The sequence below is a fragment of the Simkania negevensis Z genome (genome assembly GCF_000237205.1).
Lineage (GTDB): Bacteria > Chlamydiota > Chlamydiia > Chlamydiales > Simkaniaceae > Simkania > Simkania negevensis.
Genome location: NC_015713.1, coordinates 665,300 through 689,133, shown reverse-complemented (window position 1 = coordinate 689,133; position 23,834 = coordinate 665,300). Strand labels below are relative to the sequence as shown.

At 41.6% G+C, this 23,834-nt stretch carries 22 protein-coding genes, 1 pseudogene and 1 riboswitch; of the genes and pseudogenes, 10 read left to right on the top strand and 13 right to left on the bottom strand.

The window, feature by feature from the left end:
* Positions 1 to 61: 61 nt before the first annotated feature.
* The 3 genes from SNE_RS03755 to SNE_RS03745 all read right to left on the bottom strand — a co-directional run bounded on the left by SNE_RS03755 (position 62) and on the right by SNE_RS03745 (position 3,454).
* Positions 62 to 469 carry a hypothetical protein gene (locus tag SNE_RS03755; RefSeq protein ID WP_041418757.1) on the bottom strand — a complete coding sequence of 136 codons (408 nt, stop codon included), beginning with the start codon at positions 467 to 469 and terminating at the stop codon, positions 62 to 64.
* Between the two features lie 211 nt (positions 470 to 680).
* Positions 681 to 2,012 carry a carbohydrate porin gene (locus SNE_RS03750; RefSeq protein WP_013942998.1) on the bottom strand — a complete coding sequence of 444 codons (1,332 nt, stop codon included), beginning with the start codon at positions 2,010 to 2,012 and terminating at the stop codon, positions 681 to 683.
* Positions 2,009 to 3,454, bottom strand: a complete 1,446-nt coding sequence (locus tag SNE_RS03745) for a S1C family serine protease (protein ID WP_013942997.1) — start codon at positions 3,452 to 3,454, stop codon at positions 2,009 to 2,011. Before SNE_RS03745 ends, SNE_RS03750 begins: the two co-directional genes overlap by 4 nt.
* Before the next feature lie 132 nt (positions 3,455 to 3,586).
* Here SNE_RS03745 and SNE_RS03740 point away from each other — a divergent pair, with 132 nt between their 5' ends.
* Positions 3,587 to 4,060: a DoxX family protein gene (locus tag SNE_RS03740; RefSeq protein ID WP_013942996.1), complete on the top strand. Its 474-nt coding sequence runs from the start codon at positions 3,587 to 3,589 to the stop codon at positions 4,058 to 4,060.
* Between the two features lie 201 nt (positions 4,061 to 4,261).
* On the opposite strand, the gene SNE_RS03735 is transcribed toward SNE_RS03740, so the two are convergent.
* Together SNE_RS03735 and msrA are read right to left on the bottom strand one after the other, a co-directional pair.
* Positions 4,262 to 4,810 carry a hypothetical protein gene (locus tag SNE_RS03735; protein ID WP_148258938.1) on the bottom strand — a complete coding sequence of 183 codons (549 nt, stop codon included), beginning with the start codon at positions 4,808 to 4,810 and terminating at the stop codon, positions 4,262 to 4,264.
* Positions 4,811 to 4,893: 83 nt separating this feature from the next.
* On the bottom strand, positions 4,894 to 5,349 hold the full coding sequence (msrA, locus tag SNE_RS03730; RefSeq protein WP_013942994.1) for a peptide-methionine (S)-S-oxide reductase MsrA: 456 nt from the start codon (positions 5,347 to 5,349) through the stop codon (positions 4,894 to 4,896).
* A gap of 52 nt (positions 5,350 to 5,401) precedes the next feature.
* Here msrA and SNE_RS03725 point away from each other — a divergent pair, with 52 nt between their 5' ends.
* From SNE_RS03725 to SNE_RS13390, 6 genes are all read left to right on the top strand, one after another.
* Positions 5,402 to 7,639 carry an amino acid permease gene (locus tag SNE_RS03725; RefSeq protein ID WP_013942993.1) on the top strand — a complete coding sequence of 746 codons (2,238 nt, stop codon included), beginning with the start codon at positions 5,402 to 5,404 and terminating at the stop codon, positions 7,637 to 7,639.
* Complete coding sequence (locus SNE_RS03720; protein ID WP_013942992.1) at positions 7,636 to 8,361, top strand: BPL-N domain-containing protein; 726 nt, start codon at positions 7,636 to 7,638, stop codon at positions 8,359 to 8,361. The genes SNE_RS03725 and SNE_RS03720 overlap by 4 nt, the downstream gene beginning before the upstream one ends.
* Positions 8,362 to 8,525: 164 nt before the next feature.
* Positions 8,526 to 8,882 (top strand): transposase, encoded by a 357-nt coding sequence (locus tag SNE_RS03715; RefSeq protein WP_013943592.1) that lies wholly within the window; start codon positions 8,526 to 8,528, stop codon positions 8,880 to 8,882.
* Between the two features lie 34 nt (positions 8,883 to 8,916).
* Positions 8,917 to 9,339, top strand: a complete 423-nt coding sequence (locus SNE_RS03710) for a transposase (RefSeq protein ID WP_013943591.1) — start codon at positions 8,917 to 8,919, stop codon at positions 9,337 to 9,339.
* Positions 9,315 to 10,781 (top strand): hypothetical protein, encoded by a 1,467-nt coding sequence (locus SNE_RS03705; protein WP_013942991.1) that lies wholly within the window; start codon positions 9,315 to 9,317, stop codon positions 10,779 to 10,781. Before SNE_RS03710 ends, SNE_RS03705 begins: the two co-directional genes overlap by 25 nt.
* Positions 10,782 to 10,998: 217 nt before the next feature.
* Positions 10,999 to 11,100: riboswitch (TPP riboswitch) on the top strand.
* On the top strand, positions 11,092 to 12,354 hold the full coding sequence (locus SNE_RS13390; protein ID WP_013942990.1) for an MFS transporter: 1,263 nt from the start codon (positions 11,092 to 11,094) through the stop codon (positions 12,352 to 12,354). (Overlaps the previous riboswitch by 9 nt.)
* A gap of 60 nt (positions 12,355 to 12,414) precedes the next feature.
* On the opposite strand, the pseudogene SNE_RS13385 reads toward SNE_RS13390, so the two are convergent.
* The 6 genes and pseudogenes from SNE_RS13385 to SNE_RS03670 all read right to left on the bottom strand — a co-directional run.
* Positions 12,415 to 12,678: pseudogene (locus tag SNE_RS13385) on the bottom strand (nucleotide triphosphate diphosphatase NUDT15); the annotation flags it as partial.
* A gap of 72 nt (positions 12,679 to 12,750) precedes the next feature.
* On the bottom strand, positions 12,751 to 13,317 hold the full coding sequence (locus SNE_RS03695) for a biotin transporter BioY (RefSeq protein WP_079891530.1): 567 nt from the start codon (positions 13,315 to 13,317) through the stop codon (positions 12,751 to 12,753).
* Positions 13,318 to 13,837: 520 nt separating this feature from the next.
* Entirely contained in the window at positions 13,838 to 15,532 is a 1,695-nt protein-coding gene (locus tag SNE_RS03685) for a SulP family inorganic anion transporter (RefSeq protein WP_013942986.1), read from the bottom strand.
* Positions 15,533 to 15,656: 124 nt separating this feature from the next.
* Positions 15,657 to 16,994, bottom strand: a complete 1,338-nt coding sequence (gene rimO, locus SNE_RS03680; RefSeq protein WP_013942985.1) for a 30S ribosomal protein S12 methylthiotransferase RimO — start codon at positions 16,992 to 16,994, stop codon at positions 15,657 to 15,659.
* 101 nt (positions 16,995 to 17,095) lie between these two features.
* Positions 17,096 to 17,707, bottom strand: coding sequence for a hypothetical protein (locus SNE_RS03675; RefSeq protein WP_013942984.1), 612 nt, complete (start codon positions 17,705 to 17,707; stop codon positions 17,096 to 17,098).
* Positions 17,708 to 17,943: 236 nt separating this feature from the next.
* Positions 17,944 to 18,285, bottom strand: coding sequence for a hypothetical protein (locus SNE_RS03670; protein WP_013942983.1), 342 nt, complete (start codon positions 18,283 to 18,285; stop codon positions 17,944 to 17,946).
* A 94-nt stretch (positions 18,286 to 18,379) separates the two neighbouring features.
* Here SNE_RS03670 and SNE_RS03665 point away from each other — a divergent pair, with 94 nt between their 5' ends.
* Positions 18,380 to 19,432 (top strand): transporter, encoded by a 1,053-nt coding sequence (locus SNE_RS03665; protein ID WP_041418753.1) that lies wholly within the window; start codon positions 18,380 to 18,382, stop codon positions 19,430 to 19,432.
* Here the strand turns inward: SNE_RS03665 and SNE_RS03660 are convergent, their stop codons facing one another.
* Positions 19,433 to 20,143 (bottom strand): dienelactone hydrolase family protein, encoded by a 711-nt coding sequence (locus tag SNE_RS03660; protein ID WP_013942981.1) that lies wholly within the window; start codon positions 20,141 to 20,143, stop codon positions 19,433 to 19,435. It abuts the gene before it with no gap.
* Positions 20,144 to 20,566: 423 nt separating this feature from the next.
* Here SNE_RS03660 and SNE_RS03650 point away from each other — a divergent pair, with 423 nt between their 5' ends.
* On the top strand, positions 20,567 to 21,214 hold the full coding sequence (locus tag SNE_RS03650) for a pyridoxine/pyridoxamine 5'-phosphate oxidase (protein WP_013942979.1): 648 nt from the start codon (positions 20,567 to 20,569) through the stop codon (positions 21,212 to 21,214).
* Here SNE_RS03650 and SNE_RS03645 read toward each other — a convergent pair.
* Positions 21,199 to 22,509 (bottom strand): extracellular solute-binding protein, encoded by a 1,311-nt coding sequence (locus tag SNE_RS03645; RefSeq protein WP_013942978.1) that lies wholly within the window; start codon positions 22,507 to 22,509, stop codon positions 21,199 to 21,201. The genes SNE_RS03650 and SNE_RS03645 overlap by 16 nt on opposite strands.
* 187 nt (positions 22,510 to 22,696) lie before the next feature.
* Between SNE_RS03645 and SNE_RS03640 the strand changes: the two genes are divergently transcribed.
* Positions 22,697 to 23,809 carry an ATP-grasp domain-containing protein gene (locus SNE_RS03640; RefSeq protein WP_013942977.1) on the top strand — a complete coding sequence of 371 codons (1,113 nt, stop codon included), beginning with the start codon at positions 22,697 to 22,699 and terminating at the stop codon, positions 23,807 to 23,809.
* The last annotated feature ends 25 nt before the right edge of the window (positions 23,810 to 23,834 follow it).

The following is a 23,834-nucleotide window of genomic DNA, read 5'->3' as shown; positions in this document are numbered from 1 at the left end:
TCATGGAGCACTAGCTTGAATGGGAGCAAACTAAATACCCCCATTCAAAAAACATTAAGGATTACGCTTCTTCAAATGGAATCCAGCCAAATAGTGTATTGAAGTGCGCTTGAAGATCGATGTTATCGACAAAGAAGTTTTCAACAAAAGATGTCACCGATAAAACCGTGCTACAAGCTGAAAGAATGGCGCTATCAAGTAACGGACCAGCTGCTTCGTCAAATACAGCTTGGCGTGCCCTTTCAGGTAGAAGTAAGCTGAACAAAGAAAGGAAAATCCCAAGAGCACCTTTACCAACTGTTTCCACAGTTCCTACAAGAGCAGCAATGCCGTACCCAATCTCTGTAGTCACCCTTTTGCAAAAAGATGTAAACCATGAACTGTCTTCATTACGCCAATCTGTGATCTTGTCAATCATCCATCCTGACAAAGATTGACTTGCTTGAATCCCTTCTGATTCCATACCCATTATTTTAAACCTCATCAAAATTGATTTGAAACGTTATTAACATGGTTACAATTGTAATAAATATGAAATTAATTATAAATGAAAACAAATAAATATTAAATAATAAAAAATATAATTATTATAAAAATCCAATCTAAAAAAATTATACTAAAACAGCTTCAAAGTTGATTAAGTATAATTTTTACTGTAGACGCGTAGATCTGAAATAGGACTAAAAGACAACGCCGACTTGAGCTCCAACTACCAGAGCATCTGGGATATTCCCAAATCCTTTTGGATTGATGATGTACTGGATATCAGGAACAATTTGAAACCACTGATTCACCTGAAACCAATGGTTGAGTTCGATCACCGCTTCAAAATTTTGAGGGCGGTTGCCAAAAGGACCCACCATCTTGGTCTGTTTTGCCAGCTCTTGTGCTGCGCGCATATCGGAGCTGTATTTTCCATAAATCACTCCAATGTTAGTGTAATCCTGAGGACGCTTTGCAAAGAGCCCCTTATAGACTAGTCCCGCTGTCATGTAGAAAGGCTGGATATTCCGGTCTTTGGGAGCAAAAAGCAAAGCCACAAAAGGAGTTAACCCACGGTCAGTTTCACCATGTCGATAAACCATTTGGTCAAGCAGAAAATAGTACCCCCAATCTCCGTGATAATTTCCTCCCTTAAACTTCGGTCCCTTTTGATCGGTTACATAGTAGAAACCTACGCGATAATTTCCAGGATACCCGGTATCTCCTTTGAGGCGATTCACCCGATACGACCATTCGGTCATAAGTAAGACCCCGTCACTTCCATTAAAGGTCCAGTTGAATCCGTGATATCTGTTTTGACTCACATCAGGCTCTGCAACATAGATCGCAAACTTCGCAAGCAATCGCTTATAGGTAAAAAACTGCAAAAAGAACCCCCAAGTCGCATTTGGGTAAGCTGTAAATGAAGGTGTATTCAGGAAAATAGAGACCGGGTTTCCATCAAAACCATTGTTCACATATTTGTAATAGAGCTCTGATTGTAGAAAGTCATTTCCCCCATCGAGACGTCCTGCCTTCATCAAGATATAACCAGAGAGTAAAGTCAATCTGAGATAAAGCTCATTATAGCGAATGTTTTGTCCCCCATAAACTTGAGCCACAGTGAACTGGTTCCCAATTTTCTTTGCACTTAAATTCGTTCCCGTCCGCGCTACAACAGATGTATAAAGCTCTAGCCCCTTTAATGTAGAAAACACACCAAAGTCGATATTTATATCCAAGCCAAACGACCCTGCAAATGCAATACCATGGGCATTTCCTCCCACGGGATTTCCTAAAATATCAGCAACATAAGAAGAGCCAATTGTCACGCCATCACGTGCCAACTTTGAACGTCCTCCTCCCCAATCTCCTGTCATGTATTTCCGTTCCCAAATTCCAGGCTGTTTTTTCATCTCACTATAATGCTCTACCATCTCGTCATGCCTTTCGTCAGCTGTTCCTGAAAAACGGTAGTCTGCTGCTAAAAGAGAAGAAGTTAAACATAAAAAGGCTAAGAACTTTCTCATCGCAAATCCTCTGAACGATCATTAGGGATTAAGTAATTACTGAGTATTTTTGTATTGCGCTCTAAAACATGATCTCGATCCAAGACAATTTCACCGTCTGTTTCTAAAGCCAGATGAATGTAAGGACCTGTGCTCTTTTCAAAGGCATTGATCAAGTCTCGAATGTTGCGGATTTTCACCCCATTAACAGAAGAGACCACTTCATCAACGATTTTTTGGTAACCCACGTTCACAGAATCAGGTAAAACCCGTGTCAACACAACCACTTGAGAACGATCCTCTGATATTTTACCGTGCTTTAAATAATAAAGAAAATTGAGAGCTGGAGAGTCTTGTTCAAAAGCATGAATTAAATAGTTAACCGTTAGAGGTTGAAAGACTAATCCCCCAACTGTGTAGTATGTCGGCCGCTTGTTATATTGGATTTCACCAACCAAATCTTGCCCTGCCATATTACTTTGTAAGTGAACTGAAAGTGTAAGTCGCTCACCATCGCGCAAAATTTCTAAATCGATAAATTCGTCATAATACTTGATCGAAAAAAGATGCGACAAAGAAACCCTTTTTCGGTTCTCAAAATCAATGGTTCCATCATTTGCAATCGAAACCCCATCGATTGCTAAGAGAACATCACCTGGATAAAGTTTATCGTGAAAAAATGAAGTTTCATTCACCAAGGTGATCAAGACGCCTGTTGTTTCCTTACCCATTTGATAAAATCCGCGAAGTGCAGGGTTTTCCATCGTTTGAAATCGTACTCCTCCCTTAGGGAAACCGTGATATTTCCCTTCATCGACTTCTTTTAAAAAATGACGAATGATGGGAATGGGAATCATATAACCGAGATTTTGCCCAAAGAAAATTGCCTGATGAGCAACACCTACAACTTTCCCATTTTCCAGCACAGGCCCCCCACTATTTCCTGGATTGAGGGGAGCGTCAATTTGAGAACAAAGAAGAGAATTCCGACTAAAGTTATAGTTACAAACTTCGGTTCTCGAGATGATGCCTCGAGTCACAGAAAGGTCAACTCCTCCAACAGGATAGCCTAAGACTTTAACCTCTGCCTGAACAGGGGCAATCTCTGTTGCAATTTCAAGAGGATACGTCCCTTCAAAAAACGCCTCATCAGGAACCGTGAGAATCGCCAAGTCACAATCATGTCCAAGCCATTCAACTTCGGCCAAATACTTCTCTGAATCGTGTGCTTTTTTGACTTGAATAAAGGCTGCATCAGAGACGACATGGGCATTTGTTAAAATTCGATTCCCCGAAATGATAAATCCCGACCCACCTCTTTTTTCTTGGAAAGGTGAACTCCAAGGAGATTCATAGTCATATGCATTACGCGTTTGATAAATTTTAACGACAGACTCTTCAACAGAATAACTTCCAAAAACTAAACTGCAACACAGCAGAAAAAAACACGTGAGTTGTTTCATTTATATTCTCATTTCAGTTCCAATTAGATTACTTACGTTACAGATCCCTGCGAATGAAATCAACTTCTTTGTTGCATGAAAAATCGTTAACTCTCTATTGAAAAAATAAAGAAGAAATATGAGATAAGATACATGCATGATTTTTTTTCCAAACTTGGACATTACAAACGTCAATTAGTGTGGCTACCGATCTTTGTAACCCGTCTTGGCATCGGAATTTTTTTTATTCTTTCAGGTTTCTTTAAGCTTTTTGATTCTGATCAACACGCAAAGCTTTTAAAGACGATGATTTCGGCCAACATTCCGTTTCCAGAATTTAATGCTTACTTTGTTCCGCTAGTAGAACTTCTTGGTGGAGCGCTCATTCTCATCGGGCTTCTCACCTCTCTTTCAGCACTGGTGCTTTTAATCATAATGGTCACTGCTATTGTGACTGAACGGATTGCGGAAGTTGCCATGCATGGCGGGCTCATTCTCATCGAAAACTTCTTCTATCTTCCTGAAGTTCTCTACACATTGATTTTCTTTTGGCTCTTCTTTTCAGGGCCAGGTAAAATCAGTTTTGATTACGTCATTGGAAAGAAAAAGAGAATGTCACGTTACTAAAATAAAGCCGCAAGCTTTTCAAGCTTGCAGCCTTAAACTTCCAAAGCACACGAAAAGTTGACCTTAAACAAGCATTTTTACAACATAGTCATTTTTAGCGAGGACGTGATGAATTTAAGCCCAACTTTGTTATCATACCTTTCATTAATGGGGCTAAATCTCTTAAAAGCCTTATTTTTGAGCTTTGGCTGAAGCTTTATTTTATATCTGACGATCAGGATTCAAAATAAACGTCAATCGCATCTTTGAACAACTATCGTAATCTATCAATCGTTTCTGAAAACACTTAATGCTTTCCTCAACAATTTGATTATGTTGTGTTTCTAATCGAAGAGCTGTTATTTTCTTTTCGATTGCAATGCATTGTTCTGCTGTATTTACATTAGGTTGTATCAAGTTTGCTTGAGCGAAATGAGTTTTTGCCGATTCGAGAGCACTTAGTTTATCCTCAATCTGTTTTAAATATTGACTACAAGCAAGCATCCGCCTTCCTAAAAACATGTGAAATGAATAGAGATTCATGGGAGAACTAATAGAGCTCTCAACTTCTTTGAGAAAATTCCACTCACCTCGGCAATTATGTCCTGAAAAAAGTTTGCTTTGAAGTTCTTTTATCTTCTCGAGGACAGCCCAATATTCATCTTGATTAGGATCTCTGAACAACTCTTTACTCAACAACGCTTCAGCAGAATCAAGATATTTAGAATTTCTGGGATTTTGATCGATAGATGACATTACAGTTCTAATCATATTTCCTTGAAAAGGTTTCGATTATAAAATATTAAAGATCAAATATATATATATTAAAAATCATTATATTAACAACAAAAAATCTATTCCGATAATCCTTTCTTTCTGAAGTACTTCTGATGATAGGCTTCCGCCTCATAGAAGGGGCAGGCAGAAGTGATTTCTGTGACAATCGGGATTCGGAATCGCCTTTGAGCATCTTTTAGCGATTTTTCAGCGATTTTCCTCTGAGCTGAGGAATGGGTGAAAATCGCCGAGCGATACTGCCGACCAATATCTACTCCCTGTCGATTGAGGGTCGTCGGGTCATGCATCGTCCAAAATACCTTTAAGAGAGATTCATATGAAATTTTTTGAGGATCATAGAGGATTTCAATCGCTTCGGCATGACCTGTATTTCCCTCACAAACCTCCTCATATGTCGGATTTCGAACCTCCCCTCCTGTATAACCTACGCGAGTACTTTCAACCCCATCCAACTGATCAAAAACTTTTTGAACATGCCAAAAACAACCCGCGGCGAATGTAGCCTTTTCCATATTATCCCTACTTGTTTATAATCTCTTTTATGTCATTTATGGATTTTTGGGTATGGCTATACTAGACGCAATCAAACGCCCTTTTGCGCAGTGGTTTCCTGAAGCAACTCAGGTAAAAGGTGATGGGTTAGGAACTTTTTCCGGAGTGTACCTCCCTAGCGTCCTTCAAATGCTAGGAGTTATTCTCTTCATGCGCCTTGGCTGGATCACCGGCTTAGTCGGTCCTTGGAAAATGAGTCTAATCATCTTGATGTCGTCTACCATTCTCTTTGTAACCAGTCTTTCTCTAACTTCGATTGTCACCAACATGCGCGTCGGGAACGGTGGCTCATACTACATCATTTCCCGTTCCTTAGGGATGGAGTTTGGAAGTGCAATTGGTATCCTCTTGTCGGTCGCGCAACTCACAACAATTGCAGTTTGCGTTTCGGGATTTGCTATTTCCCTTCAAGAGATCCTCCCTCATTACTCCCTCACGACGATAGAGCTCTGTACCATTTTAGCACTTGCAATAGTCTCATCTTTTCCTGTGGATTTTGCCTTGAAAACCCAAGGACTGATTTACATCATTGTTTTGTCGGCAATTGTCTCGGTTTTCATGGGAAGTGGAAGTCAAATCCCCGCAGATATGACCCCTACCGCATCCCTAACAGCCCTTTCTTTTTGGCCTGCTTTTGCTCTCTTCTTCCCTGCTGCAACAGGAATTGAGTCGGGCATGGCAATGTCAGGCGATTTAAAAAACCCCTCACGCTCACTTGCCCTTGGATCTCTTGCCTCCGTTTTAACAGCTTACCTCGTTTATGCAAGTTTATGCCTCTTTCTCTCTTCTCAAGTTTCTGCCGACCTGCTCCGCTCGCACCTGTTGATCATTCGCTATGTTTCGAAATACAGCATTTTATTCATTTTGGGAGTTTGGGGAGCAACACTTTCAAGCGCTCTTGGAGGACTATTGACCGCACCACGCACGTTGCAGGCATTAGCGAAAGATAAGATTCTTCCCTCCTTTCTATCGAAAGGTTATGGCAAAGCCAATCACCCTCGCGCGGCCAGCTTGATGATCATCTCGATTGCCACACTGATGATTGTTTTAACAGACATGAACCACCTTCTTCCTATCCTTTCGATGGTCTGCCTCATGACCTATGGACTCCTCAACTTTGTAGCTTTTTTTGAATCGCTGCTCAAAAATCCCAGTTGGCGCCCCCTGTTTCGCACACATCCCCTCCTTTCCCTCTTTGGAACTGCAGCTTGCTTGATGAGCATGTTCATGATCAATGCCGGAGCCAGTTTCATCGTGATCTTTTTAGTTGGAACCCTTTGCTTTTGGACAACGAAGCGGAAACTCAAAGGAAACTGGGATGACATCCGGTACAGTATCTTTTCTTTCTTTGCATCAACAGCAACAAATAAGCTCGTTCACATCAAGAAAAACCCCAAGAGTTGGCGCCCTAATATCTTGGCCATTGTGGATCCCTCTCTTAAAGAATCTAACACCATTCACTTTGCCCACACATTAAACCAAGCCAAAGGGTTTTTAACATATGGAACAACGCTTCAAGGAAATGGGCAAAATGTCGATTCTGTCAGACAAGCCTTTGCAGAGTATTTCGAGAAGAAAGACATTGCTTGCTTCTACCATATCAATGCCCACAATGAAACGACCATTGGAAATCACCAAATTGTTCAAAACTATGGCCTAGGTCCATTGCAACCCAATACTATTATCTTAAAAGCACCCTCTGATCCTGAAAAGTTTTCATCGTTTTGTGAACTCATCATCGAGTCATTTAAACTGCAAAAAAACATCGTTTTGTTAAAAATCGACGAAGATAATCTAGCTTTCCGAGAAGAAAAAAAAGACAAACAGATCGACCTTTGGTGGGGAGGGAAATATCACTCTAACTTTGAACTGAGCTTGGCCCTCGCCCACATCATGCAAAACGATAAAACCTATTTAGGAGCAACCATTTGGATTAAAACACTCGTTCCCAATGAAGTGGCTCGCACACATATGACAAAACTTTTCAGCAAATACCATCAAGTCTTGCGCTTCAAAAACCTTTGCTTCAAACCCTATCTCGACGAGACAGATGACTTTTACTCTCACATCGCAGACTATTCCACAGAAGCCAATCTTACATTTCTTGGGCTTCGCGCTCCAGAAATCAACGAGCCACGTAAAGCCTATGAAAACTATTTCAAAACTCTCATGAAAAAAACCGAAAAGATCCCCTCTGTTGCTTACGTTTTAGCTGGTGAAACGCTCGATTTTCAAAGGATTTTCGAATGAATATTGTGATCTATGCCGACGAGGGCGTCAGCACCTTTTCGCTGCAAGAAACACTTGCAACTTTTCGAGAGCTATTGCCTCATGCAACGGTAGAGCCCATCACCCACCCTTTTGTTGCACTCGGAAACTGGATTGAGCAGACCGATCTTCTCATCATTCCAGGCGGAAGAGACATTCCGTATGACCGACTTCTCAAAGGGAAAGGAACAGATAACATCCGACGCTTTGTCGAAAACGGCGGAAAGTTTTTAGGCATTTGTGCTGGAGCTTACTTTGCAGCAAAAGAGGTCATCTTTGAAAAGGGAACTGACCTAGAGGTTCACGAGCCTCGCGATCTCCAGTTTTTCCCTGGATCTGCTGTAGGAACTCTTTTTCCCACACGCCCTTTTGCTTACGGATCAGAAAGCGGGGCCCATGCTCCCTCCATCCGCATTGAAGATGAGCTCATTCCTCTCTACTACAATGGAGGATGCTACTTTGCAGAAGCCAAAACTCACCCCGTTAAAATTCTTGGAACTTACGCTGACTTCGACGATGAAGCAGCGATCATTTCCTGCCAAATCGGGCAAGGAATCGCCCTTCTCAGTGGAGTTCATTTCGAGGTGCGCCCTTCGGCCCTACTTCGGGAAAACACTCCAGCAGAAGTGCGCGAAACTCTTGCGCACTCAGAAAATAAAAGAAAAAATTTTATTGTAACTCTTCTGCAAGAATTAAATATATAACTTTAATTTATTATTAATTAGAAATTGTTTATAATTATCCAGATAATTAATTATGGAAGGGGTTAATTATGGGGATACTATCTACTACAAATGGTCATAAAACATGAATCTATCCAACTAAAAAGTTAAATGCTATATTCTTTTAAAAAAATTTAGGAGATGACATGGCAGGATTTAAGTGTTTATCAGATGAACAATGGCAACTCATTGAAGGTCTTATGGACCATACTTTTCCTTTGGAGAGAGGAACTCCTCGAAGTGATCTACGCAAAACCTGGAATTCAATACTCTTTATCTTAACGAGAGGATGTCGTTGGGCGGATCTTCCGACAGATTCCTCTCTTTTTATCCCTCGTTCTACAGCTCACAAATGGTTAAAGCAATGGAGTGTTGAAGGAGTTTTTGATAAGGTGATGAGTGGGCTATTACAGATAGCAATAATGGAAGGAAAAGTTGATCTTTCTCAAGTAGCTGTGGACGGTTCTTTTTCCCCCCGCTCCAGGAGGAGGGGAAAAAGTTGATTATGGTTATAAAGGCAAGGGAGTTCTGCTTCACTTGCTTATCGATAAAAACGGCAATGCAATAGCCATTACAACTACCGATGCAAAGGGGGATGAAAAACAGGAAGTTAGCAGATTGCTTACACAGCTTCCATTAAAGTCACTCAAAGGGCGAGTAGTTGTTCTTGAGGCAGACAAAGGTTATGATGCAGGCTGGTTACGTCAGTTTTTGTTAAACATGGGAATATTTCCTCTAATTCCCTATCGGAAAATCAAAGGAAGATGGGCGCCAGAAATTAACGAAGTTACCCATTTCTTCAAATTGAGCCCACAACGCTGGAAGGTAGAACGAGCTTTTGCTTGGTTAAAAAGACGTTGTCGTCGGCTATTGATGCGATGGGAGCGTTTATTCGTGATATGGAATGGATTGGTAATATTGGGGGTAGTTTATACTTGGATAAAAAATTTAGTTGGATAGGTTCATGGGCCTATGTCGATACTCAAAACCAAGTCTACATTGAGCAAGATCATTTTTTTAGTCCTGCCATCCGCACGCTTTTCTCAATGATCGGCCTCCGCAACTACGACCTTGCAACTATCCTTCCTGCTATACAAACCATCCCCACATCTCTTGAGCAGACCGCAAATGTAAAGTATGTTTTTGAAAAGCTCGCTAAACGATCTGGGCTCACCTCTTCAGATCTAAATCATCTCAAAGAGCTTTCTTCAAATACTAAGATTACAGAAGAAACCCGTAAATTTGTCGAAAACAGCATTGGCAATCAAAGGCTCAATAAGGCGCTTATTTCTTTCCGCTCTCAGCTCCATGATGACTCCCTCATTGATCGAAAGGTTTTAGATACACTTGCGACATTCTCATATAAGACACGACCCGCCGCAGCCTTTGAGCAAGCGTTTGAAAAAGTGAAAAAAATCCAACCCATGCTCCGAAAACAGGGGATGGAAGGAGCGCTTCACGAAAGCGATAAGCTCACCCATCGAGATCTGATTGTGATCGAAGACATGGCAAAACTCGCCCCCATCATCAGTCAGTTTAAAAAAAGGGGGATTCCTCTTTCAAAAGATACACCTTTAGGAACCCTCTCACGTAAAATAAATAGAACGGAAAACTTTATTAACCAGGTCCACAACATTGCTGAAAGACAAGCGCCCCACTCAAAAGGCGGCACTCTCATTTTTTACGACATTCACAACTTTGGGGCCAAACGTGACTACTGGACTAAACTTTTTGATAAAGTCGTTTTTAAATATCTCTTTGGAACTTCATTATTTCACGCTTCTGTTGGCTACAGAAATGAAAAAGGACAAGACATCGAAGCTGATATCTGGGCCCGTTTTCGTCAAATGCGCCGCACTCTTTACAGTCGCACCTTTAAAACGATGGAATTTAATTATAATAAAATTGCCGGCAACGAAAAAACACGCGCTCAACTTGAACTGCTGTATGGTAAAAACTGGCAGCAGGTAATTGAAGCAAAGTTTCAACGCAGGCTTCAGGCATATTTCCAAAACACGAAACCCTACCAGCACTTGTTCAACCCCTCATTGCGCCGCTTCTTAACAGGATTTGGATTCCGCTTTAATCCCTTCAAAACGGATCTTCTTCAGAAAATTCAATTAGGAAAAGAAAGCGTCTGCTCTGAATTTGCCACAAAGTCAATCATGCAATGCTTCATGCAACTGCAGGAAGAAGTGCATGCTGATTGGAATAAATCTAAGCGCACTCCCAAAGATCAAGAAGCTCCAAAACTCGAGCATCCCATCAGACCTTCAAGACGATTACACCGCGTGACCCCACACGAAATGGTAAAAAGACTCCAAAACACGGGATTTGCAACTGAAGCAAAACCGCCTGCTATCATTGAAAACCTCATCCAAGTCCATGACTTCAAACTCTAGTGTTCTACCCAAAAATTCTTCACCGCTATTAATCCATCTCTTGACGCCCTTTGCTTCCTCAAAATTTGGTTCACTTCGATGTAGGATTTTTGGGAGGGAACACTATGGTTAAAGTAGATATAGAATTTTTTGTTATGGAGCATCAGTGATAACTTAGGATGCTAAGGCTTGAGTTTCAACTTGCATAAGTCATAGCTTCTATGTTAAATTGAATGCCTAACAAACACAGGGGTGCCATTTATGGCTGAAAGGACACTGGGTCCAACCCTTATTACCTGATCTAGACAATACTAGCGTAGGGAGTGTCAAGATGAAAAAACCCACCTATTTTGTTGCCGCATCTGTCGGCAATCTTTTTGAACATTACGATAAATTTTTATTCGCATTTTTAGCGCCCTTTTTGGCGCCTCTTTTCTTTAAATCAGAAACACCTCTTTTATCTTTGATTCTAACTTTTGGAATCATGCCTCTTGGAATCCTTTCTAGGCCTTTGGGCGCACTCGTTTTTGGCAAGATGGGCGACACCCAAGGAAGAAAAAAGGCTCTTACTATCACATTAATGGGTATGGCCCTTGTAACCTTTTTCATGGGACTTTTACCCACTTATTCTCAAGCGGGATGGATCGCACCACTATTGCTGGCACTTGCGAGACTGATACAAAACTTTTTCGCAGCAGGAGAAGTGACCGGGGGAGCTCTCTTGATTTTAGAACACTGCAATCCAAAAAAACGAAGTCTTTTGAGTAGTATCTACGACTGCTCATGCGTCCTCGGAATTTTGATCGCATCGCTTTCTGTCACACTGCTTGCCCAGTTTGGACTCATTGAAAAAGGATGGCGCTATCTCTATTTTGCTGGAGCTTCAACGGCTTTAGTTGGTTTAGGCTTGCGCCTCTTCATTCGAGAAGATTTTATCATTAGAAAAAAAGCTTCTTCTACCTTGCCTCTGATTTGGCAACAAAAACGGCTTTTTCTCACCCTCTGTTTAGGGATGGGGTTTTCTTACGCCATTTATGAAAGCGCCACAACACTACTAAATGGGTACCTCCCCTTTGTGTCTCAAATCTCTCAAACCGATTCGGTTTGGATTGGAACGTCGATTCTTGTCTTAGATCTCCTCCTCCTCCCGGTTTTTGGCTACCTCGCTATGCGCATTTCATACCAAAAAACGATTTCCTTTTTCCTCATACTGACTGCAGCAATGAGCTTCCCTCTCTTTCATGCCTTAAGTCATGCAGGAGGCCTGACAGTCATACTTGTTCGTGTGATTTTTGTGATTTTAGGAGTAGGGTTTTCAGCTCCTCTTTATGCATGGGCAATGGAACTCGTACCAAAAGAGTTTCGTTACACGTTGATTTCGCTTGCGACAGCGGTTGGATCACAGCTCTTTGGAGGTGGAGCCTGCGCGCTTAGCTTGTGGCTGTATCAGATAACTGGATGGGTCGGAGCTCCTGGGCTTTACTTGGGAACTCTTAGTCTGTTGACGTTTTTTGCGGTCCAAAGGGTTTTCCCAACTCATTGCATCCAAACGATCCACTCCAAACTCCTCGATCAGAGTTGTGAGCGGTGTTAAAAGTGGAGAGGGAAGCGCATCTAAAGTAAACCAAGACCATCCTTCACATTTTTCTGGTTCACAGCAGATGGGGCTTCCTTCAAAATGTGTAATGAAAACGAAAAGGGTAATGTAGTGCTTGCCATCAGGAGCAATCACATCGTTCGTATACGGGCCTATCACCAATGAAAGAGCTTTCAAACTCGTTTCTTCTAAAAGCTCTCGCTCTGCGCAAGCTTCAACAGACTCTCCATACTCGAGGTGTCCGCCAGGAGTCGACCATGCGCCAGCGCCATGAGACCCTTTCCGACGTCCTAGAAGGATCTTTCCTTCTTTAAGAACCATTGATGAGATCCCCACGCGAGGGGGATGCCCTTCTTTTCTGAGAAATTTAGGATCAATACCCATATTTCCAGATTATGCAAACTTCTTCTTTATGCGCAAATAGAGACCACTCATCGAAGTCGCTAAAATCAATTTAAATCCTGCAAGTGGAAGAAAGGGAAGAACCCCCAAACTCACTGCCATTTTCATTCCGATAAGTCGAGAAAGAAATAAAGCGCCAAGAACGTAAATGATCAACTGACCACAGAAAATTGAAAACATCACCCAAAGTGATGAATCACTTTTCTTTTCTACAAGTGTTCCGATCACGTAAGCTGCGATTGGGAAAGCAACAAGGTAGCCAGCAGTTGGACCAAATATCCAAAGAGGATTTGCGCCAGCGGCTAACACAGGAAGACCAACAGTTGCTTGAGCAAGGTATAAAAGCCCAGCTAAACCTGCATTTCTGCCTCCAATCATCATCGCTAAAATAAAAACACCTAGTGTTTGAAGCGATAAAGGAACAGGTTGCATTGGAATGGTCACTTTCGCACAAAGGGCAAGAAAAAAGCTCCCTAACACAACTTGCAAGAGTGACTTAGAAAAAGAGCGAACCTTCTCCGAGAAGACTGGAGTCGTTTCAATAAAAATATCCATCATAACACCTCATGCGTAGAGATGCCCGGTATTATCCGCGTTTTGTATTTTTTGGCAAGTCACTAAAATTTTTACCACATCTCAATTCTAATTCGATCCAGATTTTCGCTGAATTTTTCTCTCCCAAAATCGACCACATTGTCCATGAGACAAGGAGAGATTTTAAGAGGAGAAAAAGCACTGAAAAGATGGTTAAAGTAGCGATGGAATTTTTTGCTATGAACCTGAGCTCTGGGTTTATTTTGCTTAGTCTCAGGAGGAAAAGTTCTCTTAAATGCTCGGTATTTTTGCCGATGGGAAGGGCCAAACGGTCCTTTTCGAGGCAAAAAGGCTGAGAAGAAAGAGAAAAATCCCTGAGAATGAGTGAAAGAAACCCAGAGTTCAGGTTATGAAGTACTAGAAGTGCCATCTTTACGTTCCTTCAAAGGCCCCTTTGTGGCTTTTTTCATTAGTACAGCTTTTTGAAAAAATTCTTACCCGTTGCTTAAAAATTGCGTTTTGAAAGGCAAAAGATTTTTTTCTTCTATCTCTCCTCTAAAATCTTAGTTGCAAAAGCAAGAGCATGATCAATATGAGAAAAGATGTGATCCTTCCCCAAATCTTGGACAATTCCAAACTTTTGAAGGTTATGCTTCAAAGAAGGGCCTACACCTGAAAGAAGAAGGAGAACCCCTTGTTTCTGACACTTGAAAAAAAATTCTCTAAGAGCATGCATCCCACTTGCGTCAATTGCAGGAACTTTTCTCATCCGAAGGATAAAAACTTTGGGGGTACGTTCTATGTTGACGAGAACAGTTTTCAAACTATCTGCAACCCCGAAGAAAAAAGGTCCTGCGATTTCGTAGACTTCAACTTGAGAAGGTACAGATTTTCTATCAATCGCATCGATGTCATAAACCTCTTCTTCTTTGGCTTCTGCTTTTTGAAGGTCGATAAGAGATACAACTTTTGAAATGTCCCCAACTCTTTTCATAAAGAGAAAGGAAGCTAAAACCATTCCGACACCAACAGCAACTGTTAGGTCGGCTAAAACAGTCAGGAAAAATGTTGTCAAAAGAACACCAACATCTCCAAGTGGTGCTTTGAAAAGGCGGCGGAAATGGCCTATTTCACTCATATTCCATGCGATCATCATCAAAACCGCTGCAAGAGAAGCTAATGAGACCTCTTTAACAATAGGAGAAAAGAAGATGAGTATAAGTAAAAGTGTCACGGAATGAATCATTCCAGCTAGAGGAGTTTTCGCACCTGATTTAACATTGGCTGCAGTCCGTGCAATGGCTCCTGTTGCAGGGATGCCCCCAAAAGAGACCGAAGCAATATTGGCGATCCCTTGAGCCATAAGTTCACAGTTTGATTTATGCTTTGTTCCAGCCATTCCATCCGCAACAATTGCCGAGAGAAGCGATTCAATACCGGCTAAAAAAGCAATGGTGAATGCATCGGCCATATACGAGGCCCAGTGTTCGAGATTAATAGAAAATCCAAAAAGAGAAGGAGTTGGAAAAGTCTTGTTAAGCTCCCCAAATTTCGTATAAATAGTTTCCACAGGAATCTGAAAACCCCAAGTGACTGCTGTTGCTAGGGCTACTGAAGTGATTCCCCAAGGAAGAATAGGAAAAAATTTTCGAATCACAAGAATCACCAAAAGAGTTCCAGCTGAGACACAAAGAGCAGGCCAGTGAATCGTATGTATCGAAGTGATAATTGCTCGCCATTTATCAATAAAATCGGCTGGGACCTGACCAATCTCGAGCCCAAGAAAGTCTTTAACTTGCGATGAAAAAATAATAAAGGCAATCCCTGTTGTAAATCCTGTCACAAGAGGGTATGGGATAAATTTGATCCAGTCTCCGAGTTTGCAGAGAGAGGCAATAAGAAGAATCACCCCTGCTAAAAGAGTCACAAAGACAAGCCCATCAAAACCATGTCTTTGGATAACGCTATAAATGATGACGACAAAAGCACCTGTGGGCCCCCCAATTTGGTAACGACTTCCTCCCAATAAGGAGATTAAAAAGCCGGCAATAACAGCAGTATAAAGACCTTTTTCTGGGGGAACACCCGAAGCAATGGCAAAAGCTAACGCTAAGGGAAGAGCTATCAGTCCAACTGTGATGCCAGCAAAAAGATCACTTTTAAAGTAGTGCCATTTATAATGATGAAATAATAAGTCCCAAGATTTTGGGATAAATGGAGAAATGCGGGATTTTTTCATAAAAAATCAATGTTTTCCCTCCTGTTTGATAAGGTGTTGAATAGGGATTTTCACTATATTCATTTCCCTCGATTCTCAACAAGATCAAAAATTGTCCAACAAAAAGGAAAAAAAGAAAAATTTTCTAGGTAGGTATGGCTGAGCGGTTCAGGACAGTCCCAACAAGATCATAAGTAGCAACATCGGTGATTTCAACGAGATACCGCTTTCCAAAGGCATCCACTGCCTCTGTATCATTTAAAATAACAATTCCATCTATATCAGGACATTGGCCACGATGACGTCCCACCATGAGTAGGTCTGTCTCAGGATGGTACCCTTCGACAACCACTTCCAATGTTTTACCTATTTGTTTTTTCAGCAGCTGATTGACCACTTTTTGTTGCACTTTCGCAAGACGATGTTGCCTTTTCTTTTTGACATCTTCTGGAACTTGGTCGGGAAGAGAAGCAGCAACTGATCCAGGCTCTTGAGAGTATTGAAATATCCCCACTTGATCCAAGGGGTATTCTTGAATAAATTCGACAAGTTCTTGGAACTGCTTGTCGGTCTCTCCCGGAAAGCCCACAATTAAACTTGTCCGAACAGAAATGTCTGGGATTTCCATGCGAAGCCACTGAAGCGTCTCGATAATTTGCTCTTTTGAAGTTGCCCGATGCATTGCCTTTAAAATCGTGTTATTGACATGTTGAATAGGCATGTCGAGATACGGGCAAATGCGAGGATCACTTTTCATGAGTTGAATGAGTGGGAGAGTGATTTCATCGGGATAAAGGTAGAGGAGACGGAGCCAAAAATCGCCTTCTTCTTTCAAAATTTCCTGCAAAACATGAATCAACCCTTCCGACCGTTTATATCCATGCTCTTTACCCCAATCTCCAAGATCTTGAGCAATCAGAATGATTTCTTGCACACCTTGGTTACGAAGTAAGCGAAACTCTTTCAAAATTCGATCGACAGGCTTGCTCTTTAGCGGTCCTTTAATCGTGGGGATAATGCAATATGCGCACCGTTTCCGACATCCTTCGGCAATTTTTAGATAAGCAAAGTGACTTGGAGTGGAAATCTGACGCGGCACTTCCCCCGCTTCTAAGTAACTGCGTGCATCAGTCACATGACTACCATGAGTCGGTTCTTTCACTGCCTTCAAGATGTTTTCAACATCGCCCGACCCTAAAAAATAATCCACACTCGGATAATGTTTTTTGATTTCCATTTCATGCGTTTGCACCATGCAGCCTGTGACAATCACTCGAGCACCTTTTTTACGCCCTTCAATAGCCTCTTCGACTGTTCCAAGTGACTCTTCTCTCGAAGCTTCTAGAAAGCCACAGGTATTAATAATGATATGATCGGCTTCTTCAAGATGAGGAGTGATTTCATAGCCAGCTTTGAGAAGAATACCGAGCATCACCTCGGTGTCGACCAGGTTTCGAGGGCAGCCAAGGCTGATAAAGTGCATCTTATTGCCGCGATGCTGAAAGCGTGATATCGGATTTTGCATGGCAGCAATAATAACCGCCAAAAGGAGCTAAATGCAAGTGATTTTGAGCAAGTAGCAGCTCACCCTTTCTTATTAGGAAAGAATTGCCGTACACAATAAAAGGCAGCCAAAATGACAAGCCCACCCAACATCCAATAGAATAAATTACCAGAATTGCTTTTCTGAGGTTTAGGAGGAAGGGTGCTGGGCTGAGATCTTTTAGGTTGAGGGTCTTCTAATTCTACTGCAACATCTTCAATCCCATTGAGTTCCGGCATGACTTCTTTTGCAACATTTAAACCTATTTCCTGAAGTGGGGTTAAAAATCTTTGAAGGTTCTCATAAGCTAAAGGATGGATTTGAATAGATCCATATTGCTCATTGAACGTTTTTTTAATTGTATCAAAGGCCTGTTTAACTGTGACACCAAGATCCATTCCAAAAGAGTGATCGGCATCTTGCTCATCATGTTTTTTCGCATAAACGATAATCCCTCGAGCCATAAAAAATTTTTGACTGTACTCATTCCCCTCTTTCGCTTCAAGACACTCGAGGTTTTGATTTCGAAGCTTTTGAGCTAAACCGGCCGTTTCCAACGAACCCAGTTTTTCGGTATCAAGCACTATGCAGAGTTGGTGAGCTTCAGATCTCTCTAGAACTCCAAAATTGATTGCTGGAGAAGCTAACGTCATTATTTTTAACCCCCTTAAAATTGTAAATAATTATATATCAATATGATATAACAATCAAGCAAAGGTTCGAATTAATCAACTCACTTCATAATCTGGGTTCTGGATTTATTTTGCTTATTTTCAAGAGAGAATTCTCTTCAATACTCAGCATTTTTGGCCAAGGGAAGGGCCAAATAGTCCTTTTCGAAATAAAAAGGCAAGGGAGAATGGATGAAAGAAACCCACAACTCAGGTTCTTAAGATTTTAAGGCTTCAAGATCTGCCAATAATTTTTGTTGGTTGGCATCCGTGGGATCTTTCATATAAGCTTGATAGTCATTTGCAAGAGCTTTTTCTTGAGTGAGTTTTCCCTCTTGCAAAGCTGCATGAGCAGTTTTATTCATGACATCCAAAGCCTCGTCCATGACTTTTTTGAGTTGCTCTTTCTTGTGATATTCAACATTCGGCTTGCTGTATTCTTTTAGAGCATTTTCAAAAAGGTCAAAGCTTTTTTGATAATCTTCTTGTAAATGTTGGGTTTGCTCTGGAGTTAAAGGTTTTTGTCCCCCTGTCCCTCCAACGCTACTGACATCTTGCATTTTTCACGCCTCGTACATTTTTTCTTTAGTATATTTTCCTTTTATGATTAATATATTTTTTTTTGTAGCCAAAAACACAACCCCGGCACCTGAAATGAAAAAAAAGTTTCCATGCGCATTGCTCTTTCTGCTTCTTCTGACATCCTCTTTTATCCACGCACAATCTCCTCCCCAGTCTTCACAGTACCCTTCACCTACAGATATTCCAAAAATTGATCAAGAACTTGCTCAAGCACAAAGAGACTTCGAAATCGCAAAGAGCATGTTCAATCCCTACTACGCTGGACCACTACTTACTCCCTCAGCCCATAACGTTCCTCCAGGTCACTTCAATATCCAGCCTTACATCTTCTTCACTTGCACCTTCGCTGAATTCAACAACAATCGTCGCTCTGTCAACATCACCGACAACTGGCAGCTCAAGGGATCCTTTATTTTTCAAATGGGTCTCTTTAATTGGCTCGACTTCACTGCAACGTTCAATGGTCAGGAAAACTGGCAGGGTAACCAGAGTTCTGGTAACTGGGGAGATACGCAAGTCGAGTTCGGAATTCAGCTAATGAGAGAGCAACCTTATCGCCCAGCTCTTCGGATCACCATTACCGAAAATATTCCAACAGGAAAATATGAAAAGCTAAACCCTGCAAAAGCCGGCATTCAAGCTACAGGATCAGGTTCTTATTCCACTACACTCTCATTTAACATCACGAAAGTGATCTGGTGGGTGTCGACCCATCCGTTTAGCTTTCGAGCCTCTTTCAACTATACCATCCCAACTCTCGTCTACGTTCAAGGATTCAATGCTTATGGGGGCGGATTTGGAACACATGGAAAAGTGCGTCCTGGAAATAGCATTGCTATTGATACTTCAATCGAACTCAGCTTCACCCAGCATTGGGTTCTCGCCATCGACTTAGTATACACTTATCAAAACCACTCTACTTTTTCTGGCCATAAAGGGAGGACAGCAACCGGAGCTGTTGCCTCCGTTGGTGGCCCCTCAAACGACAGTCTTAGCTGTGCGCCTGCAATCGAGTACAACCCCACAGAGAACATGGGTTTCTTAGCAGGAGCTTGGTTTTCCATCACAGGGCGTAACTCCGGTGACTTCATCGCAGCTGTTCTGACAATGACCTACTTCTGGTAATCAAAGTACTTCTTTGAAGAAGTTATACATCGCATGCATCGATCTTTTCTCTGCAACAGGAGAGTAAACTGTCCCCATTTTTGGGTCATTTGCAACGGGATTCGTAAAAGCATGCACTGTTTGACCATAAACATGAACTTGCCAATCTACATTAGCTTCTGTCATCTCTTTCTCGAAAGCTAGAACCTGCTCTGGAGGAACCATCGGATCATCATGTCCATGTAACACGAGAACTTTTGCCTTTATGGGTGGATTCTTCATCCTCTCTGGGGCCATAAGAAGGCCGTGAAAACTGACAACCCCTTTGAGAGGCGCTCCACTGCGGGCTAAATCTAGGGCGCAAAGTCCTCCAAAACAAAACCCAATTGCTCCAAGGCGACCGGTATCCACCAAAGGATGATTACGCGCCACTTGAAGCCCAGCTTGCATCCGATTTCTCAAAAAATTACGATCTGCCATGAAGGGCTCCATAAGCTTCGCATTAACTTCTGGACCACTTCCAAGCACACCTTTTCCATACACGTCTAAAGCGCAACCTACAAACCCAAGTTCCGCCAGCCACTTTGCCTTGTCACAAACAAAATCATCCCGTCCACGCCAAGCGTGAAAAATCAAAACCCCAGGTCGTTTTTCTTGATTGGCATCATCATAGGCAATAAATGCTTCAAGTGTTGCATCTTCATGAGAATATTCAACTAGCTCTGTTTTCATTGCTACCTCTTGTAAATCTTTATACTCAAATGTCTAGTGCTCTGTCTCAAAAATTCTTCACCGCTATTAATCCATCTTTTGGGGCCCTTTGCTTTATCAAAATTTGGCTCACTTTCGATGAAGAATTTTTGAGACAGAGCACTAGGTGTAACAAATTGTAAAAAAAAGTCATACTCTTTAGTATGGTCAAACTCAAGGCAACTCAAAAACTTGACTGCTCTTAAGAATGGGCCCTCTTTTCTCTTCAGAAGCAAAAAAGAGTAAAAACTGGCGCCGTTAAAGGTCAAGTTTTCGAGTTGTCTTGATGAGGCCCCGGAACTCTGGGTTCATTTTACTTAGTCTCAGGAAAGAGAAAAATCCCTGAGAGTGCGTGAAAGAAACTAAGAGTTCAGGTTAGAAGTCACTGCAACGGAGGAGGAACTCATGCAAAGACTTATCATAGCTTTTTTCTGTTTCGTTTTACCTTTAACAACCCTTTGCGCACAGGAAAATCAAAACCCTATCTTGAAATCCAAACAGTGGTTTGAAGAAGAAAAACAAAAAAGCGATCGCGGCTTTCATCGCTTCGCGACTTTGTCGACTATTGGACCTGATGGCCGCCCTTATTCTCGTATGATTGAAATCGTAGGGATGAGTCAAAAAAATGGAATCCTCTTTTTCACCCATCGCAGCACAAATAAAGCAAAGCACCTATTAGTGAACCCTTACGCTGCACTTAACATTTGGCTTCCTAAAACTCTCCGCCAAATTTCTATCAACGGCCTAGTCAAAGAAGTGCCAAATGATATTGCAGAAAGTTCATGGAAAAGAATGCCCCGCTTTATGAAAATCACCTTTCTTGCTTCAGAGCATAATGGAGTGCTTCCTTCTCCTGATGCATTAGAAGAACGTAAAGCCAAACTAGAAGAAGTTTATAAGGAGAGTGAGATTCCGATGCCTGAAACTTTTGTAGGTTATCGACTCACACCTGACCAGGCAATTTTCTATGAAATCAAGCCCCGTAGTTTCCCTGAGAGAGAGCTTGCTGAGCTTCAAGAAAATCAATGGATCGTTTCTCAATTAGAACCGTAACGTTTCTGAAATTCTTCTAGAAGCTGATTTCCTTCCTCTGCAGCTTGATGCAAAGCATCTTCAGGAGTCAACTCGCCTGTTAAGGCTTTTTCTAGATAATCGACAATGAGATCTCGCACTTCGACATAATTGCCAAAACGGACTCCCTTTGAATAAGAAGTGGCTCTTTTTTCCATGACCTCTAAGACTGCAATCTCGTGGGCAGGATGGCCTTCGTAAAAGCCTCTTTTTTTGGTCAGGTAATAAGCGGCGTCAGTGACAGGGAGATAACCGGTTGCTTGATGCCAATTGGCTTGGACTGGAGGAGAAGATAAGTATTCAAAAAACTGGGCAATCGCCAGATACTCTTTTTCACTAAACCCTTGCATCACCCAAAAAGAGGATCCACCAACATTGAGATTGTGTGGCGACTCAACAAGGTGAGACCAATAGGGCATAAAGCCCACTCCAATCTCAAAATCAGCAGCGCGACTTAAAAGAGGCAATCGGTTTGCTCCTTGTAATAAGATTGCGCACTCCCCGTCTGTAAACTTTTTCTCAGGTTCAGCAGTATAACGCCCACTGTAAGAAAAAAGGCCACTTTGTTGCCATTCAGTAAGTTTTGTCCAGTGGAAGATTTGCCCCTCTTGATCAAAAATCAAGCGGCCATTCAAACTTTTAAACCCATTTTCTTCGGTACCAAATGGAAGGTTATGCCAAGAACATAAATGTTCTAGATGATACGCTGCAGGCCATGCCGTTGTGAAACCTTGATACCCGACAGCCATAAGTTTTTCACCCATCTCCTCGAGTTCAAGCCATGTTTTTGGAGGACGCTCTGGATCAAGTCCAGCTCTTCGAAAGGCTTCCTTATTGTAAAACAAAATTCCCGTAGAAGTATTCCATGGGAGAGAATGCATCTCTCCTTCAAAACTAGAATAGAAATCACGTACGACATCGATATAAACAAAAGGGTCAAAGCTAGGATAGTAATTTTTCATGATTGTTTCTACAGAAACATATCGACTAGACTCTAACATCATCGATAAGGAGGCCACTTCATATACTTGCAAAAGATGAGGAGGATGACCTTCATCGAAAGCGCGGATTCCCTCTTCATAAGTCACTTTGTAATTTCCCTTATAGACGGGAATGACCTGATAAGTATCAGAATGATGATTGAAATCGGCTACAATTTCCAAAAACTTTTCTTCAAGAAATCCTTCGAATGCATGCCACAGATAGATTTCTTGCGCTTTCAAGCAGAGGGGAAGGCAAAAGAAGAGGATCGAAGTTAAAAGAGCTTTTTTCATCATTCACTCCTAGAGAAATAAAAGAAATCATAACAGATACCGCATTTAAGCATTGAGAAAAATTTCTCTCTGATTATAGTGAAGTTTTAAACATCTAATAACTTGGTAGGTCACCATTTCTAATAAGAGAATATTATTCACTGGTGGACGGTGGATCCCCACTCTAGATTTAACCCGCCGTTTTTATGAAATGGGGCACACAGTCTACACTGCTGACTCGACCCGTTTTCATATTTGTCGCTACTCAAAAGCCGTTAAGAAAAATTTTATTGTCCCCAGTCCCCGTTTTGAGCCGAAGAAGTTTATTGATCGCCTTGTTGAGATCGTCGAAAGAGAAAAAATCGACCTGATCATCCCCACCTTTGAAGAGATTTTTTGTTTTTCAAAAGACCTTCACCGCTTCCCTCAATCTTGTAAGATTTTCAGTACCTCATTCCAAATACTTGATCAGCTCCACAACAAGTGGCTCTTCAATGAAAAGCTTCACCATATGGGCATAACTGCTCCTGAGTCTTATTTAGTCAAAACGAAAGAAGATTTTGACACCCTTCCACTGAAGTTTCCTTATATTATCAAGCCGTGTTATTCCCGTGCTGCACAGAGGGTGATCAAAGTTCAAGACAAAAAACAACTCGAAAATGTCTTAATTGATCCTCATAATCCTTGGGTGGCTCAAGAATGGCTCAAAGGAAAAAAACTCTGTACTTATAGCATTGCAAATCAAGGAAAGCTTTCTGCTCATGCTGTCTATCCCCTAGAGTTCTCGATCGACGAAAGCTCATGTTTAAACTTTGAAGCCATCGAACATCCAGCTATTGAAGAATGGGTGAAAAACTTTGTAGAGAAAGAAAAATTCACAGGTCAAGTCGGATTTGATTTCATTGAGCTAGACGACGGAAGCCTATACCCTATTGAGTGCAACCCTAGATCGACGAGTGGACTCCATTTGTTCAGAAAAGAAGATCACCTCCCCTTAGCTTTTTTCAATGAAACCTTGCAACTGATCAAGCCGAAAATAGGTTTCTCTAAGCAAGTTGCGATTGGAATGCTTCTCTATGGCTGGAAGACAAAACACCCTCAAAAAAACTACTCTCACTTTATTAAAAAACTCCTCAGTGTTGAAGATGTCATCTTTTCTCGACACGACTTGAGTCCTTTTCTCATTCAACCCTTTTTGTTCGTAACCTATATTGTCCGCTGTCTTAAATTGCGGATGCGTATTCCCTCGATGTTTACCTTTGACATTGATTGGAACGGAGACGCACATAGCATGCACGAGCAAATGAACTACAAACTCGACTAAAAAGATTGTTAGTGACATAGTCTCG

Coding starts and splice junctions, on each gene's coding strand:
- SNE_RS03755 (WP_041418757.1), bottom strand. CDS start 469: ATGGGTATGGAATCAGAAGGGATTCAAGCAAGTCAATCTTTGTCAGGA.
- SNE_RS03740 (WP_013942996.1), top strand. CDS start 3,587: ATGCATGATTTTTTTTCCAAACTTGGACATTACAAACGTCAATTAGTG.
- SNE_RS03725 (WP_013942993.1), top strand. CDS start 5,402: ATGGCTATACTAGACGCAATCAAACGCCCTTTTGCGCAGTGGTTTCCT.
- SNE_RS03665 (WP_041418753.1), top strand. CDS start 18,380: ATGAAAAAAAAGTTTCCATGCGCATTGCTCTTTCTGCTTCTTCTGACA.
- SNE_RS03670 (WP_013942983.1), bottom strand. CDS start 18,285: ATGCAAGATGTCAGTAGCGTTGGAGGGACAGGGGGACAAAAACCTTTA.
- SNE_RS03685 (WP_013942986.1), bottom strand. CDS start 15,532: ATGAAAAAATCCCGCATTTCTCCATTTATCCCAAAATCTTGGGACTTA.
- SNE_RS03645 (WP_013942978.1), bottom strand. CDS start 22,509: ATGATGAAAAAAGCTCTTTTAACTTCGATCCTCTTCTTTTGCCTTCCC.
- SNE_RS03695 (WP_079891530.1), bottom strand. CDS start 13,317: ATGATGGATATTTTTATTGAAACGACTCCAGTCTTCTCGGAGAAGGTT.
- SNE_RS03675 (WP_013942984.1), bottom strand. CDS start 17,707: ATGACGTTAGCTTCTCCAGCAATCAATTTTGGAGTTCTAGAGAGATCT.
- SNE_RS03745 (WP_013942997.1), bottom strand. CDS start 3,454: ATGAAACAACTCACGTGTTTTTTTCTGCTGTGTTGCAGTTTAGTTTTT.
- rimO (WP_013942985.1), bottom strand. CDS start 16,994: ATGCACTTTATCAGCCTTGGCTGCCCTCGAAACCTGGTCGACACCGAG.
- SNE_RS03660 (WP_013942981.1), bottom strand. CDS start 20,143: ATGAAAACAGAGCTAGTTGAATATTCTCATGAAGATGCAACACTTGAA.
- SNE_RS03720 (WP_013942992.1), top strand. CDS start 7,636: ATGAATATTGTGATCTATGCCGACGAGGGCGTCAGCACCTTTTCGCTG.
- SNE_RS03640 (WP_013942977.1), top strand. CDS start 22,697: ATGGGGCACACAGTCTACACTGCTGACTCGACCCGTTTTCATATTTGT.
- SNE_RS03750 (WP_013942998.1), bottom strand. CDS start 2,012: ATGAGAAAGTTCTTAGCCTTTTTATGTTTAACTTCTTCTCTTTTAGCA.
- SNE_RS03650 (WP_013942979.1), top strand. CDS start 20,567: ATGCAAAGACTTATCATAGCTTTTTTCTGTTTCGTTTTACCTTTAACA.
- SNE_RS13390 (WP_013942990.1), top strand. CDS start 11,092: ATGAAAAAACCCACCTATTTTGTTGCCGCATCTGTCGGCAATCTTTTT.
- msrA (WP_013942994.1), bottom strand. CDS start 5,349: ATGGAAAAGGCTACATTCGCCGCGGGTTGTTTTTGGCATGTTCAAAAA.
- SNE_RS03715 (WP_013943592.1), top strand. CDS start 8,526: ATGGCAGGATTTAAGTGTTTATCAGATGAACAATGGCAACTCATTGAA.
- SNE_RS03735 (WP_148258938.1), bottom strand. CDS start 4,810: ATGATTAGAACTGTAATGTCATCTATCGATCAAAATCCCAGAAATTCT.